The sequence below is a fragment of the Bacillus tequilensis genome, from assembly GCF_012225885.1.
GTDB lineage: Bacteria > Bacillota > Bacilli > Bacillales > Bacillaceae > Bacillus > Bacillus tequilensis.
On the sequence record NZ_CP048852.1, the window covers coordinates 3,291,497 to 3,306,962 of the forward strand.

Sequence of the window (15,466 nt, forward strand, 5' to 3'; positions counted from 1 at the left end):
CAACATTCATTTCTTATTCTTTTGCTCTGCATACGCTAAAACAGTTTCAGCAATATACTTCACCTGCTCTGTACCTAGAGGCGGTTTGAACGGCAGTGAAAGAACCCTTTTCCAAAGAGAATGTTCATCCTCTTGCCGTGAATAAGGCTGATACAGCGGAATAAGGTGAAGGGGAAGGTAGTTCCAGCAGGTTTGAATCCCTTTTGCCGCTAAATAAGCGGAGCAGTCGTACCTTTGGCCTTCATGAGGAAAGACGATTGTCAAATAGTTCAGGCTTTCTCCCTCCTGCGGCTGTATCATCTTGATCCCGTATAACTCTTCTGCCTGCGCAAAAATGCATTTTGCAGTCTCCAAATTTCTAGATGAGTCTTTCACCAGCCGCTCCATCTTTGACAGCTGGTATTCGATCATAGCTTGTCTCACCGGATGCATTCGCAATAAAGGGACAGTAGCAGGTGTTTTCGGAAGGACTTCAAGCTTGCTCGTTTTCATAGAAGTCTGAACACCCATTTTTCTCAATAAGAAAGACAGAGTCCTAGATCTCATCAAAACCTGTATTCGCTGCTGTCTCATATAAGCATAGTAATCAGCATTGACTTGCTTTCGCTGTTCCATCGGCAGCCTGCCGTTTTTCTCCAGAACCTCTTTTCGAGCGATTAACGCTCCGCCCCCTATACTGCTGAGAGGCTTTGACGGCCCAAAGCTCAAGATGCCGAAATCCCCCAATCCGCCTGCAAAAGTTCCGGCTTGTTTTGTAAACATAGCCTGAGCGGCATCGTCGATGACACGAATGCGCTTCTCTTTCGCCCACTCAATAAGTTTCATGTTTTCCTTCCGGCCGTATACATGTGTCAAAATGACAGCGCATGTCCTCTCGCTCACTTTGTTTTTGACATCTTCAAAGGATAGGGACAAATCATCATCCAGATTGGCAAAAACCGGCGAGGCTCCGGATTGAAGCACAGCATCAATGACATTCGGACAGCTGAATGATGAAAAAATCACTTCTTTTCCAGGACCCGCTCCGGAAAACGCCAGTGCAAGCACTAATGCCGCACTGCCGCTTGAAGTTAATTCGATACCCTTTCCATAGCGTTTTTCCAATTTTTCTGCCAACGTTGTTCTTTTAGCTGAGATGAAATGTGTGACTGCCGGGAAAAGATTTCTGCCTGAAAGCTGACCCGCATAAATGGGAAACTTGATCTGTTTCGGATTTTCAGGATAATGGAAGTTTTTGTTTTTGTCTTTCAACTTTAATCATCCTCAGGCCTTCCTCAAGGTGAACTTTAGGAGCATATCCAAGCAGGCGCTTTGCCTTCTCGATCGAGGGAGCACGCTTGAAAATTTCAATGTCTTTACTCCGCACGCCATCCTCACCCAGCTTTTTAAAGGTGTAATTCTCTTTCTTCCTGCCTGTCATCACATTGATTTTTTCTGCCAATCCTTTTATGCTGATTGGCAGATCGTTTCCTATGTTGAAATCTTCAAAAGCACTGCCTTTGTGCACAAGTGCCAGATATGTTCCGTTCACGATATCACTAATATAGCTAAAGCATCTGATTTGGCCGCCGTCTCCATAAAGAGGAAGCTCCTCGCCAGCTTCAGCAAAACTGAAGAACTTGTTAATCACAAAGTCCTCCCGCTGCTTCGGGCCGTATACATTAAAGTACCGGACAACCCTGACATGCAGCGAGTCTGATGCCTGCTCTTTCAAATATTCCTCCGACTTCAGCTTTGCTTTTCCATAAGCGGATTTTGGGAGCTTCTTGCTCAATTCCGTATACGGATAATCGGGTGAATCCCCGAATACCTCTGAACTGGAGGAGAAAAGAAGCGTCTTGATCCCTAGCTCCTTGCATACTTCGGTTACGTTTTTCGTTCCCTCAAAATTCACCTTGATCACGTCTTCTTCATTGCTGCGGCAGCTGTCTACCCCGACCATTGCCGCTAAATGAACGACGGCATCCGCTCCTTTCAATGATTCCCGAAGCGATTGCCGGTCTAAAATATTTGTTTGCCGAAATTCCGCCTGAAAATCCGGCTTTTTTTGATCAGCGATGATCGTATGATAACCCTTATTCTCTAATAACCTTGCTAATTCACTTCCTATAAAACCCGCTCCGCCTAAGATAGCAATGTGTTTCATGATCCAACCTCCTGGCTTAAAGATAAAACTTCTTTAATGGATTGAACGATATATTGACAATTTTCCTTCGATAATTGGCTATAAAGAGGCAATGATACAATTTCAGAAAAGATGCGTTCAGTTACCGGCAGCTTTGCGGGAAAATGCTCTCTATAGTAGGGATGCATATGCACAGGAATGAAATGGACACTCAAGCCAATATGTTTCGCTTTCATACTTTCAATAAACTGGTCTCGCTCCATTTCCCCGCGTTTTTTCACCCGAAGAATAAACAGATGCCAAGAGTGAGTGATGTGGCTTGGAATGTCTGTCAAAGGAAGTGCTGCTCTTTCTGATTGATTGATAAGCTCAGACGCATAGTAGTTTGCGATTCTTGTGCGTTTTTCTTGGATCTCAGCAGCACGTTTCAATTGAATGAGCCCAAGCGCAGCTTGAATGTCTGTCATGTTGTACTTAAAGCCGGGAAGCAAAACATCATATCGCCAGCTGCCCTTTTCACCGTAGCGGTTCCAAGCATTTTTAGTAATGCCGTGCCAGCCATACAGTCTTGCTCTCTCGGCCGCTGCTTCATCCTGAAGAATCAGAGCTCCCCCTTCTCCCGTCGTTATATTTTTGGTGGCATAAAAGCTGAAGCATACGGCATCTCCATGCGTGCCGATCATCTTTCCTTTATACCTGGTCCCTAACGCGTGAGCGGCATCTTCAATCAAATACAGCCCATGTTCCTTGCATATGCCGCTAAGCTCATCCAAATTTGCCGGATAACCTGCAAAATGAACCGCAATGACCGCTTTTGTGCGCGGAGAAAGTTTTTGTCTGACATCTTCCGGATCTATACATAAATCGCCCTCGCAAATATCGGCAAAAACCGGGGTTGCTCCGACATGCAAAATGACGTTTACACTTGAACAAAACGTGAAGCTTGGAACAATGACTTCATCGCCTTCTCCTACACCGAGTGCAAGCAATGCCATATGCAAAGCTGCCGTTCCTGAATTACAGCTGATGACGTGCTCAGCGCCTAAATATTCGCCCAGCTTTTTTTCAAATTCAATCACCTTCGGACCTTTTGAAATCCACCCTGACTTGATCGTTTCGGCTACAGTTTCCAGTTCTTCATTTGTGATATCAGGTCTGTGGAATGAGATAAATTGTTTACTAATGATCGTTCCCTCCTATAGTGTGACAAGGTTTGCATAGTCAGTCATTTTTTCTCTGCAAATATTTCTGGTATCAAAAATAATAGGATCTGCATCCCGCAAGATGCTGTAATTGATATCATCATGATCAGTATGGATAATGACAACATCATATTGATTGACCTGCTCCTTCGTGAAAGGAACGGAGTGCTTGGTGCTGCCGTCTTCTAAGCGGATTTCACTGATAAATGGATCATAGTAATCTATCGTGCATCCTTTTTTCATTAGATCGCCGATAATTGCAAATGCAGAAGACTCACGAGAATCATTGGTATTTTTTTTATAAGCGGCGCCTATTAATAAAATACTGCATTGTTCTTTATCAACCAGCTTCATGGCATAGTCGGACACTGAAAACGGCATTTCAGAATTAATTTCATCCGCTAGATCAATCAGCTTTGTCTGCAATCCCTTTTGATTGGCTATCCATTTAAAATAAAAAGGATCAATCGGTATACAATGGCCGCCTACGCCAGGGCCGGGGCTGAACTTTTGAAACCCGAACGGCTTCGTGTCTGCCGCATTGATCACTTCCCATATATCAATATCGAGTTCTCGGCAATTGAGTGCCATTTCATTAATGAGAGCTATATTTACATAACGGTAGGTATTCTCTAGGAGTTTAGCTGTTTCTGCTACTTCTGGTGAGGTTACTGGATGAACGCTTGTAACGATGGTGTTGTAAAACGCTGAGGCAAGTTTTGTGCAATTCCGGGTCATTCCGCCGACCACTTTAGGGATATCGGCGACTTCATATTGGCTGTTTCCAGGATCGATTCGTTCAGGAGAATAAGCGATAAAAAAGTCGGAGCCTATGTTCACCTGCCGCCCTGATGCCATTCGATCAGCAATTTTTTGTTTGGTTGTCCCCGGATAGGTTGTACTTTCTAAAATTAAAAGCTGATTTGGCCTTCCATAAGCCAGCATGGTGTCAACCGCACTGTCTATGTAGCTGAGATCGGGAATTTTGTCTTTTTTGTTCAAAGGTGTCGGAACGCATATCACAACGATGTCGCAGTGTTCAATGAGAGACATATTTTCACTCACTTGAAAACGCTCTGTGTGCAGCGCCTCTTTTAATTGGTTATCGTCTATATCCCGAATATGGCTGTGTCCGTCTTTCAGCAAAGAAACTTTTTCACTGTTTCTATCGAAGCCGATGACGCTGTATCCTTTATTGACACATTCCAATGCAAGAGGAAATCCCACATATCCCATCCCCAATACACCTACGACAGCCTGTTTTGTTTCAATCAATTCTAAAAGCCGCTTATGACCGAGGTTTCGAGCTTCTTTTGTGACAGGATTCATTTTTGGCCCTCCTATAAGATAGAAAAGGATATTTTTTTACAAAATTAAACAATTATCGATCGATACAGCTATTATATCAAAAGTAAAAAAACGGTAAATGAGTTTTGTATCCTTTTATTCGGTAGGCCATAATAATGCCTTTTGATGGTAATTGGTATATTACGTACCTATGATAAGGTATTTATTAGGGAATTGGTGAGAAAATCTCCCTCAATTGAAAGAATATACCGAAAAGTAAAAAAAACAGGCCGGAGCCTGTTTTTTATTTCATATTTGCCTCTTTTACAGCAGATAGCAAGAGCTCTCCCGCTTCCTTCAATCTTTCTTTGCTGATATGTGTTATATTATCATTTTCAGTGTGATACCATGACCCAGGCTCTTGTTTATCCGGACTGAGCCAAATCCAATTAGCTGAAGGGATGCCCGCTTCATAAAATGATACATGATCAGAGTATCCGAGCTGTGTGAGACGAGGTGCTTCAAGCTGTGCCTTCTGAGCAGCATGTACCGCATAATTGACACTTGCATTCTTTTTGCCATCCGGAGTGGTTATATACAATTGGCTGGCTTCTTTCCAATCAGTTGCAATCATATCAGCGTTAAAGTTCGCACGGCTGTGTTTGATTTCATCTGAAGTAAGCGTACTGACATAATATGAGGAACCCGCTGACCACAGCTCTTCAGCTCCGAATAAGATAAAACGGATTTCTTTGTTTTTGGGAAGATCCTTGCTTTGCTTACTCATTTCCAGAACAGCAGATGTGCCTGATGCATTATCATCAGCCCCTGGTGCACCTTTAACTGTGTCATAATGGGCCGTTACATAAAGAATATCCGGGTGTTTTGTATGCTGCGCTTTGCGTGTCCCTATTATATTTTGTGAAGTGCGGTTTTGATAGTTTTTAAATTGAATGACAGCCTGCTTTTCTTTCAGTAAAGCTTCTCCGTCTTCTTTTTTCATCCCGGCTGCCGGTATTGTGATTTGTTTTGGTTTTATCGGACGGATCGCGAGGGGTTTTGTCTTGCTGTTATAAATAATGACAGCCTTTGCGCCAGCATCTTGGGCGTTTTTTAATTTTTGAGCTACTGATATTTTTCCCTCTCTGATAACGGCAATTTTTCCTTTTGCTTCTTTTACTTCAAGGCTTAGCCCATAGCCACCGTCAAAGATGCCAGCCTCTAATTTTTCTTCCTTTTCAACAGCGGTCTTATCTGCTGAGCGTATTGGATACTCGTGATCCCCAGCCATGACTGAACCAGAAAAATATGTTTTCACATGAAATGGCTGAGTGCGGACAGTTAATTCCTCATCTTGAAGCCGTTTTGATATGTATGATGCCGCTTCCTTTTCTTTCTCTGTCCCTGTTTCTCTCGGCCCTATGACTTCACTAAGCTCATGAATGGTTTCATATGCATGCTCTTCATCAAACAACGGAGTCTTTTCTGAAACGGAATGAGGCTGCGACTCGTTCAGCTGTGCAGCTGAAGCTCCCCATATAACGCTTCCGGCCAGTGCTGCTGACATCAATATCATTTTCATCTTCACATTCCTCCTCTTATTCACTCCTATCTTTTCGGTTCTGCAGTATTGATTCCTTTAAAAAGCAATAAAATGAATACTAATTACCAAATCAAGGTAATGAAATAGAAGGAGAATAAGAATAGCGCTAGGAAAGTTTGCATAAAAAAACCGCCGAGAACATCTCGGCGGTCAATTTATTACTTGTTCAAGTTGTAGAAAGAGTTAATACCGTGGTATTGAGCAGTTTCAGCCAACTGGTCTTCGATGCGAAGAAGCTGGTTGTATTTCGCAACACGGTCCGTACGAGACGGAGCACCTGTTTTGATTTGTCCTGCGTTCGTTGCCACAGCGATGTCAGCGATTGTGCTGTCTTCAGTTTCACCAGAACGGTGAGAGATAACAGCAGTGTAGCCTGCGCGTTTCGCCATTTCGATCGCATCGAATGTTTCAGTCAATGTACCGATTTGGTTTACTTTGATCAGGATAGAGTTGCCTACGCCGTTTTTAATACCTTCAGCAAGTTTTTTCGTGTTTGTAACGAAGAGGTCGTCACCGACAAGCTGAACTTTTTTGCCAAGACGCTCAGTAAGAAGCTTGTGGCCTTCCCAGTCGTTTTCGTCAAGTCCGTCTTCGATAGAGATGATTGGGTATTTAGAAACCATTTCTTCGTACCAGTCAACCATTTCAGCAGATGTTTTCACAACGCCTTCGCCAGACAGATGGTATTTGCCGTCTTCTTTGTTGTAGAACTCAGAAGATGCAGCATCCATAGCAAGTTTCACTTCTTCGCCAGGTTTGAAGCCGGCTTTTTCGATTGCTTCAACAATTGTTTGAAGCGCTTCTTCGTTAGAACCAAGGTTTGGAGCGAATCCGCCTTCATCACCTACAGCTGTGTTCATTCCTTTAGCAGAAAGAACTGATTTCAAGCTGTGGAAGATTTGAGCGCCCATGCGAAGTGCTTCACGGAAGTTAGGAGCACCTACAGGCATGATCATGAATTCTTGAATATCCACGTTGTTATCAGCATGCTCTCCGCCGTTTACGATGTTCATCATCGGTACAGGAAGAGTTTTTGAGTTGAATCCTCCAAGGTATTGGTAAAGAGGAATCTGTAAGAAATCAGCAGCTGCGCGTGCACAAGCCATAGATACGCCAAGGATTGCGTTCGCACCGAGTTTGCCTTTGTTTTCAGTTCCGTCAAGCTCGATTAAAAGCTGATCGATTGCGTTTTGTTCAGTTACATCAAAGCCAAGAAGCTCTGGAGAAATGATTTCGTTTACGTTGTTAACAGCTGTTAACACGCCTTTTCCAAGGTAACGGTCTTTGTCGCCGTCACGAAGCTCAACTGCTTCGTATTCACCTGTAGAAGCTCCGCTTGGCACTAATGCGCGGCCGAACGCTCCTGTTTCTGTATATACTTCAACTTCAACTGTTGGGTTGCCGCGGGAGTCTAATACTTCGCGTGCATAAACATCAACAATGTATGGCATGAGTTTTGTCTCTCCTTTTGATTTCAAATTATTTTTGAATTAAAGATGTTCCTGTCATTTCTTTCGGTTTTTCAACACCGAGAAGGTCTAATAACGTTGGTGCAAGGTCGCCTAGGATTCCGCCTTCACGCAGCGTAATGCCTTCTTTCGTCACAATCACAGGGACAGGGTTTGTCGTATGCGCAGTGTGCGGTTCGCCTGATTCTGTAATCAGAATGTCAGCATTACCGTGATCAGCGGTAATGATTGCGTGTCCGCCTTTAGCGAGAATCGCGTCAACGACTTCGCCCAAGCATTCGTCCACTGCTTCAATTGCTTTAATTGTTGGTTCAACCATTCCGGAGTGGCCGACCATATCAGGGTTTGCGAAGTTCAGAATGATCGCGTCATGCTTGTCAGCTTCAATTTCTTTGACAAGCGCGTCCTTCACTTCATACGCACTCATTTCAGGCTTCAAGTCATACGTTGCAACTTTAGGCGAGTTGATGAGAATACGCTCTTCACCCGGGAATTCAGCTTCACGGCCGCCGCTCATAAAGAACGTGACGTGCGGATACTTTTCAGTTTCTGCAATTCGAAGCTGTTTTAATCCGTGCTGAGATAATACTTCTCCGACTGTGTTATCAAGATTTATCGGTTTAAACGCTACATAGCCGTCAACTGATTCACTGAAGTGCGTCAGGCAAACGAAATGCAGGTTTTTCGGATAATTCTCGCCGCGGTCGAAATCGCGGAAGTCTTTGTTTGTGAACGTGTTGGAAATCTGGATGGCGCGGTCCGGTCTGAAATTATAGAAAATCACAGAATCGCCGTCTTGGATTTTCGCAACAGGTTCACCGTTTTCTTTTGTGATGACAGACGGAATGACGAATTCATCATAAATTCCGTTCGCATAGGAATCATCAACAACATCCATTGCGCTGCGGTATGTCGGGCCCTCGCCGTATGCCATTGCGCGGTACGCTTTTTCTACACGGTCCCAGCGTTTGTCGCGGTCCATTGAGTAGTAGCGTCCGGACACACTGGCGATTTCCCCAATACCGATTTCCTCGATTTGTTCGTTCAGCTGCTTGATATAAGTTTTCGCTGTTTGCGGACCTACATCGCGGCCGTCAAGGAAACCATGAATGTAAACCTTTGTCAGTCCTTCATTTTTCGCAAGCTTTAACAATGCGAACAAATGGTTGATGTGGCTGTGCACACCGCCGTCTGATAAAAGGCCGAACAGGTGCAGGGCTTTGTTATTTTCTTTCGCGTTGTTCATTGCGTCAAGGAATGTTTGATTGCGTTCAAACTCTCCATCGCGAATGGCAACATTTACGCGTGTTAAGCTTTGGTACACAATACGTCCCGCACCGATATTTAAGTGACCTACCTCGGAGTTCCCCATCTGTCCGTCAGGAAGGCCTACAGCCTCACCTGAAGCAGTCAACGTTTGATGAGGATACTGGTTCCAGTAGCGGTCAAAATTCGGTTTTTTCGCTAAAGCGACTGCGTTTCCTACTGTTTCGTTGCGTAATCCGAACCCATCAAGAATGATGAGTGCAGCTGGTTGTTTACTCATATTGACCTTCCTCCAATAATTGAACGAATGACTGTGGCTCAAGGCTTGCGCCGCCGACCAAAGCACCATCAATATCGGACTCTGCCATATATTCTTTAATGTTTGCAGGCTTTACGCTTCCGCCATATTGAATGCGAAGCTTGTCTGCAGTTTCTTGGCTGAAGCTTTCAGCGACGGTTTTACGGATATGCGCACACACGTCATTCGCATCTTTCGCTGTAGAAGATTTACCTGTTCCGATTGCCCAGATTGGCTCATACGCAATAACAGAAGCAGCAACTTGTTCTTCAGAAAGACCAGCAAGGCCTTTTTTCACTTGGTCAGCAACAAGATCATTTGTTTTGCCGGCTTCGCGCTCTTCAAGCGTTTCACCCACACAGATGATCGGCACAATGCCGTGTTTGAAAGCAGCATGTGCTTTTTTGTTAACTGTTTCATCAGTTTCAGCGAACATTTCACGGCGCTCAGAGTGTCCGATGACGCAGTAGTCAACGCCAAGGTCTTTCAGAGCAACCGGGCTGATTTCACCTGTGAACGCGCCGTTTTCTTCAAAGTGCATGTTTTGAGCGCCGACTTTAAGGTCAGTGCCTTTAACAGCAGAAGTAAGCTTTTCTAGGAAAAGCGCTGGCGCGCAAACAACAGCTTCCGCTTTGTCTGCTGCTGGAATGGAAGATTTCACTTCTTCAACGAAGCTGACAGCTTCGCCGAGTGTTTTGTTCATTTTCCAGTTACCGGCGATAATTGGTTTTCTCATCTGTTCCACTTCCTTATAGCAGTATTGAGATTATTTATCGTTCAGTGCAGCTACCCCTGGAAGCTCTTTGCCTTCCATAAACTCAAGGGATGCGCCGCCGCCTGTTGAGATGTGGCTCATTTTGTCAGCAAGGCCGAATTTTTCAACCGCTGCCGCAGAGTCTCCTCCGCCGATGACAGAGTATGTATCTTTCGCCTCTGCCAATGCTTCTGCAACCGCTTTTGTTCCTTGAGCGAACAAGTCGATTTCGAATACGCCCATCGGTCCGTTCCACACAACAAGTTTGCTGTTTTTGATAACGTCAGCATATGTTTCGCGTGTTTTCGTACCGATGTCGATTGCTTCTAAATCACTAGGGATTTCAGAAACCGGCACCATTTTTACGTTTGCATCGTTAGAGAAATCGTCTGCAACGAGTACATCTTCAGGCATATAGAAGTTAACGCCTTTTTCTTTCGCGCGGTCCATAAATGATTTGGCAAGCTCGATTTTATCTTCTTCAAGAAGAGATTTACCGACTTCATAGCCAAGCGCTTTAACGAAAGTATAAGCAAGACCTCCGCCGATGATCAGGTTGTCTACTTTATCAAGAAGACTTTCGATTACACCGATTTTGTCTTTTACTTTCGCTCCGCCGATGATCGCTGTGAACGGGCGGTCAGGGTTAGAAACGGCTTTTCCGAGTACATCAAGCTCTTTTTCCATTAAGAAACCTGCAACTGCTGGCAGATGCTCGGCAATTCCAGCTGTAGATGCGTGAGCACGGTGGGCAGCACCGAATGCGTCATTTACATATACATCTGCAAGCTCAGCAAATGCTTTTGCAAGCTCAGGATCATTTTTCTCTTCACCAGGGTAGAAACGTACGTTTTCCAATACAAGAACGTCTCCGTCCTTCATGTCAGAAATTTGTGCTTTTACAGCATCTCCGTAAGCTTCATCCGCTTTTTTCACTTCTTTTCCAAGCAGTTCGCCGAGACGTGCAGCGACAGGAGTTAAACGAAGCTCCTCAACCACTTCGCCTTTCGGACGGCCCAAGTGGCTCGCAAGAAGGACTTTCGCGCCTTGTTCTGCAAGGTGTTTGATTGTTGGAAGCGCAGCACGGATACGTGTATCGTCTGTTACTTCCCCGTCTTTCATTGGAACGTTAAAGTCAACGCGGCAGAATACAACTTTGCCTTTTACGTCGATGTCTTTGAGAGTTTTCTTATTCATGCCAGGAGATCCTCCTTCAAAATGGTTTGCATACAGCACGAAAAACGTGAAACCGTCTGATCAAGCGCTAACGCCGCCAGGGCAGATCGACAGTCTTTTTCGGCACAGGGCAGTTCGTCTAAAAGCCAGGGCAGCGGCCTTAGTCGAAAGCGCCGGCAAAGCTGCTGAAAAAGCGGTCGTTTCTCTATCACAGAACGTTTTCTGAAAGCCGGTCTTCATGGAAAAAGGGAAAGGGAGTCCGTCCCCTTCCCTTGTCCGCTTTCATTATAGCGCTTCTATACAAAAGAACCAAGTCAGGTCCTTTTTTCAGCTATAAATTAAAGACCTTTTTTTGCGATGTAAGCTGCAAGGTCAACAACGCGGTTAGAGTAGCCGCTTTCGTTATCGTACCAAGAGATTACTTTTACCATGCTGCCTTCCATAACCATTGTAGAAAGAGCATCGATTGTAGAAGAGTTTTTGTTTCCGTTGTAGTCGCCAGAAACTAATGGCTCTTCGCTGTAGCCAAGAATTCCTTTAAGATCGCCTTCAGCTGCTTCTTTAAGAGCTGCGTTTACTTCTTCTACTGTTACATCTTTGTTCAGTTCAGCAACCAAGTCAACTAGAGAAACGTTTGGAGTTGGAACACGCATTGCTCCGCCGTTCAGTTTGCCTTTTAGTTCAGGAAGAACTAGAGAAACTGCTTTAGCAGCACCAGTTGATGTTGGGATGATGTTTTCAGCTGCTGCACGCGCACGACGGTAGTCTTTGTGCGGAAGATCAAGGATTTGCTGATCGTTTGTGTAAGAGTGAACAGTTGTCATCATACCGCGTTTGATGCCGAATTTGTCGTTAAGTACTTTTGCAAACGGCGCAAGGCAGTTTGTTGTGCAAGATGCGTTAGAGATAACATCGTGGTTAGCTGCATCGTATTTATCTTCGTTAACACCCATAACGATTGTGATATCTTCTTCGTTAGCAGGAGCAGAGATGATTACTTTTTTCGCGCCAGCTTCTAAGTGTTTCGCAGCGTCTGCGCGTTTTGTGAAGAAACCAGTAGATTCAACTACGATTTCAACGCCTTGTTTGCCCCAGCTAAGTTTAGCAGGATCGCGTTCTGCAGAAACTTCAATTGTTTTTCCGTTAACAACAAGGTTGTTACCGTCAACTGAAACTTCAGCGTCTAATTTTCCGTGTACGGAATCATATTGTAAAAGGTGAGCAAGCATGTTAGCATCTGTTAAATCATTAACCGCTACTACCTCAACTTCAGGATTGTTTAATGCTGCGCGGAATACGTTACGTCCAATACGACCAAAACCGTTAATACCGACTTTTACTGCCATGATTATTTCCTCCTTTAAATAAGTGAGAGATATTTATATTGAGGGATTATTCATCCCTTAATAACTTCTTTGCGGCTCCTTCGTCTGTGACAAGAACCGTGTTGCGGGGCTTTTTAAAGTAAGCCTCGATCGCATCGGCTTTTGATGATCCGCCCGCTACCGCAATAATATCGGGGATGGCGTCTATATCATCCAGCTGCATTCCGACAGAATGCACTTTGTGGACCACTTCGCCGTCCGCGTTAAAATAGTAGCCGAACGCTTCTGTCACCGCGTCGTTGTCATCTATTTTCTTTAAGTCTTCTAAAGGTGTGTTTCTCCGTTCAGCCATAGTTTTAGCTTCGCCGATTCCGTGAACCAGCATACTCGCTGATTTAATGGTATTCAGCACCTCTTTGACAGAAGGCTCTTCAATAATAGATGAATAGGCGCCTTGTGACAGCTGTCCCGGAACAAACAAAAGCCGGTAAGTGCCTGAAGCCTTTTCCGCCATATGCGCGCATATGGTGTTCGCCTGGTTTTTCACGTCTTCGCCCAAACCGCCCCTTGCAGGCACAAACAAAAGCTCGCGGTTTTTAGAATCCGGCGTCATCATTTCGGCGACAGCTTCGATTGTCGTACCGCCTGTTACAGCGACGATATTTTTGCCTGAAAATCTTTTTTTCATACACGCGACAGCCGCTCTTCCCATTTCTTTTTTGACCCATGGGGATTGGTCGCTGTCACCGGACACAATAATAGCATCCTTAAGATTTAAACGTTCTTTTAATGTCTTTTCCAAAAGAGTCAAACCTAAAACATCTTTCATCGTATCTTCCAGAACGGAAAGCAGTTCATAGCCCTCTTCTGTCAATGTCATGCCGTTTGTTTTGATATCGACCAGGTTCTGTTCCTTTAAAAACTGAACCTCGCCTCTCAGCACACGTTCGCTGATTTCGAGACTGGCAGACAGGCTTCTTCGCCCAATGGGTTCTGTCAGTCTGATATACTGCAAGATTTCAAACCTCTTTTGCATAACGAGCAGAAGATCAGGCAATAATTTTTTTTGAGCTTGTAATAACTGGTTCATCTGACTCAAACGTTCCTTCCTTTTTTTGCTGGACATTATATGTCCCGCTATGACAAAAAACGTCCCATCATAGCCAAAAAAAATTATTTCTGCTTTCTTTAATTATTTTAACAGGCTGGAATTGTTTATTCAACTGTTAAGAGCCAATTCATCGACAATATTCGCAGAGTTTTCACACCGCAGCGTTTTATCCAGCATTATTTTTCCCTATATCTATATCTTATACAGAAAACGCCAAAAGGTGCATCCCAGCAATAACAGCCCTTACTATTCGAAGGGCTGTTAATTTAAAGCGTTTTCATTTTATCCAAAGCTTTTCAATTTCTTCGAGCGATTTATTCTTTGTTTCCGGGCAGATCGTAACGACAAACAGGAAGCAAAGGATGTTAATCACCGCAAAAATCCAGAATGTATAGGCAAGCCCGAAAGAATCAATCATCATAGGAACAAACTGTCCAATCGCCCAGTTTGCTCCCCATAAGAAAATGGTCGCAATCCCTGCGGCTCTCGCCCGAAGATGGTTCGGGAAGATTTCAGAAATCATAATCCATGTGATCGGCCCGACCGATACACAGAAGGCAGCGACAAATCCTAATATAAGGACGATCAGCATGATCCCGCTGGTTAAATGAAAATAAAACGACGTTCCGATTAGAATCATAAAAATAGCCATAAAAGCAGAACCGATGGACATCAGTTTTTTTCGTCCGACTTTATCAATCAGCAAAACCGCAATGACCGTAAAAATGACTTCTACAACACCTACGATACAGGTTGTCACAAATCCGGCATTTTGCCCGTATCCCATCATTTTAAAAATTTCCGGCCCGTAGTAAGTAATGGCGTTCATGCCGATGACTTGGTTAAACAGCGCCAGCAGGATTCCAATGACGAGCGCCTTTCTGAGACCCGGCTTGAACAGCTGGGAGAGCGATCCCATTTGTTCTATTTTTAAAGAGTTCTCTATGTTCTTTAACTCTTCTTTTGCGACAGTTTCTCCATTAATACGTGTCAGTATCTTGAGCGCTTCTTTTGTTTTGCCCGCTTTCGCCAGCCACCTCGGACTTTCCGGAACAACGAGCAGGACAAGGAAAAAGATGACGGCCGGCACCATTCCATAAGCAAGCATCCATCTCCAGCCGGTGTGCACACCCCATTCGTAAGTTCCAGACCGCTGCACAGCGAGATTAATAAAGTACGTTGCGGAAATGCCCAATATCGTAAAAAGCTGATATAAGGAAGAAAGGCTTCCCCGTATGGCAGGCGGCGCCGCTTCCGTAATATACGTTACAGAGAGCGAGGAGCCCATCCCGATCCCGAGGCCTCCGATAATCCTTGCAATGATTAAGGTGGAGACGTCTTGAGAAATCGCTGAAACGACTGCTGATATTGCAAATAACAAAGCGGCGGTCATTAAAATTTTTCTCCGGCCGAACCTGTCACTTAAAAATCCGGATATCCCGACGCCCGCCACTCCTCCGATCATAATGCTGGAAATCACGAGGCCTTCCATAAACGGACTCAGGCTGTATAAATCCTTTAGAAAACCGATGGCGCCCGAAATCACTGCCGTGTCATAGCCGTACAGTAAGCCGCCAAGTCCCGCCGCGCATGAGATCAAAATAACAAATCCCATCGAATGGCTTCTTGTTACAGGAACATTTGGTTCTAATTGAGTTGGAGTATTCTTCATTTCCCTGCCCTCCCGAATGTAGAGTAAAGCGTTTACATTTATCCTTTCAATTGTACGTACTTATATTAAAATTTAACGAAAATTCCATTTAATTAGTACGTACAAATATAGGATAATCCTGTTTGCATTTTCTGTCAATGTTTTCTTACAAAGAACGCTGTGATATACTAAAATTTGT

At 44.3% G+C, this 15,466-nt stretch carries 13 protein-coding genes; 1 reads left to right on the forward strand and 12 read right to left on the reverse strand.

Annotated elements, in window-relative coordinates; all coding sequences use genetic code 11:
• Positions 1-6: 6 nt before the first annotated feature.
• The 9 genes from G4P54_RS17440 to G4P54_RS17480 all read right to left on the reverse strand — a co-directional run bounded on the left by G4P54_RS17440 (position 7) and on the right by G4P54_RS17480 (position 11,201).
• Positions 7-1,251 carry an aminotransferase class V-fold PLP-dependent enzyme gene (locus G4P54_RS17440; RefSeq protein WP_167873358.1) on the reverse strand — a complete coding sequence of 415 codons (1,245 nt, stop codon included), beginning with the start codon at positions 1,249-1,251 and terminating at the stop codon, positions 7-9.
• Positions 1,217-2,146 carry an NAD-dependent epimerase/dehydratase family protein gene (locus tag G4P54_RS17445; RefSeq protein WP_167873359.1) on the reverse strand — a complete coding sequence of 310 codons (930 nt, stop codon included), beginning with the start codon at positions 2,144-2,146 and terminating at the stop codon, positions 1,217-1,219. Before G4P54_RS17445 ends, G4P54_RS17440 begins: the two co-directional genes overlap by 35 nt.
• Positions 2,143-3,312: a DegT/DnrJ/EryC1/StrS family aminotransferase gene (locus tag G4P54_RS17450; protein ID WP_240939789.1), complete on the reverse strand. Its 1,170-nt coding sequence runs from the start codon at positions 3,310-3,312 to the stop codon at positions 2,143-2,145. Before G4P54_RS17450 ends, G4P54_RS17445 begins: the two co-directional genes overlap by 4 nt.
• A 9-nt stretch (positions 3,313-3,321) precedes the next feature.
• Positions 3,322-4,656, reverse strand: coding sequence for a nucleotide sugar dehydrogenase (locus G4P54_RS17455; RefSeq protein ID WP_167873360.1), 1,335 nt, complete (start codon positions 4,654-4,656; stop codon positions 3,322-3,324).
• Between the two features lie 262 nt (positions 4,657-4,918).
• On the reverse strand, positions 4,919-6,196 hold the full coding sequence (locus tag G4P54_RS17460; RefSeq protein WP_167873361.1) for a M20/M25/M40 family metallo-hydrolase: 1,278 nt from the start codon (positions 6,194-6,196) through the stop codon (positions 4,919-4,921).
• A 179-nt stretch (positions 6,197-6,375) separates the two neighbouring features.
• Positions 6,376-7,668, reverse strand: coding sequence for a phosphopyruvate hydratase (gene eno, locus G4P54_RS17465; protein WP_007409956.1), 1,293 nt, complete (start codon positions 7,666-7,668; stop codon positions 6,376-6,378).
• A 28-nt stretch (positions 7,669-7,696) separates the two neighbouring features.
• Positions 7,697-9,232, reverse strand: coding sequence for a 2,3-bisphosphoglycerate-independent phosphoglycerate mutase (gpmI, locus tag G4P54_RS17470; protein WP_167873362.1), 1,536 nt, complete (start codon positions 9,230-9,232; stop codon positions 7,697-7,699).
• Positions 9,225-9,986, reverse strand: coding sequence for a triose-phosphate isomerase (gene tpiA / locus G4P54_RS17475; protein ID WP_167873363.1), 762 nt, complete (start codon positions 9,984-9,986; stop codon positions 9,225-9,227). The genes gpmI and tpiA overlap by 8 nt, the downstream gene beginning before the upstream one ends.
• A gap of 30 nt (positions 9,987-10,016) precedes the next feature.
• Positions 10,017-11,201, reverse strand: a complete 1,185-nt coding sequence (locus tag G4P54_RS17480; protein ID WP_024713485.1) for a phosphoglycerate kinase — start codon at positions 11,199-11,201, stop codon at positions 10,017-10,019.
• Here G4P54_RS17480 and G4P54_RS17485 point away from each other — a divergent pair.
• On the forward strand, positions 11,200-11,406 hold the full coding sequence (locus G4P54_RS17485) for a hypothetical protein (protein WP_240939682.1): 207 nt from the start codon (positions 11,200-11,202) through the stop codon (positions 11,404-11,406). The two genes, G4P54_RS17480 and G4P54_RS17485, sit on opposite strands and share 2 nt — an antisense overlap.
• A 112-nt stretch (positions 11,407-11,518) precedes the next feature.
• Here the strand turns inward: G4P54_RS17485 and gap are convergent, their stop codons facing one another.
• From gap to araE, 3 genes are all read right to left on the reverse strand, one after another.
• Positions 11,519-12,526, reverse strand: a complete 1,008-nt coding sequence (gap, locus tag G4P54_RS17490; RefSeq protein WP_024713484.1) for a type I glyceraldehyde-3-phosphate dehydrogenase — start codon at positions 12,524-12,526, stop codon at positions 11,519-11,521.
• 46 nt (positions 12,527-12,572) lie between these two features.
• Positions 12,573-13,595, reverse strand: a complete 1,023-nt coding sequence (gene cggR / locus G4P54_RS17495; RefSeq protein WP_024713483.1) for a gapA transcriptional regulator CggR — start codon at positions 13,593-13,595, stop codon at positions 12,573-12,575.
• Positions 13,596-13,893: 298 nt separating this feature from the next.
• Positions 13,894-15,288 (reverse strand): arabinose-proton symporter AraE, encoded by a 1,395-nt coding sequence (gene araE, locus G4P54_RS17500; RefSeq protein ID WP_024713482.1) that lies wholly within the window; start codon positions 15,286-15,288, stop codon positions 13,894-13,896.
• Between the last annotated feature and the right edge of the window lie 178 nt (positions 15,289-15,466).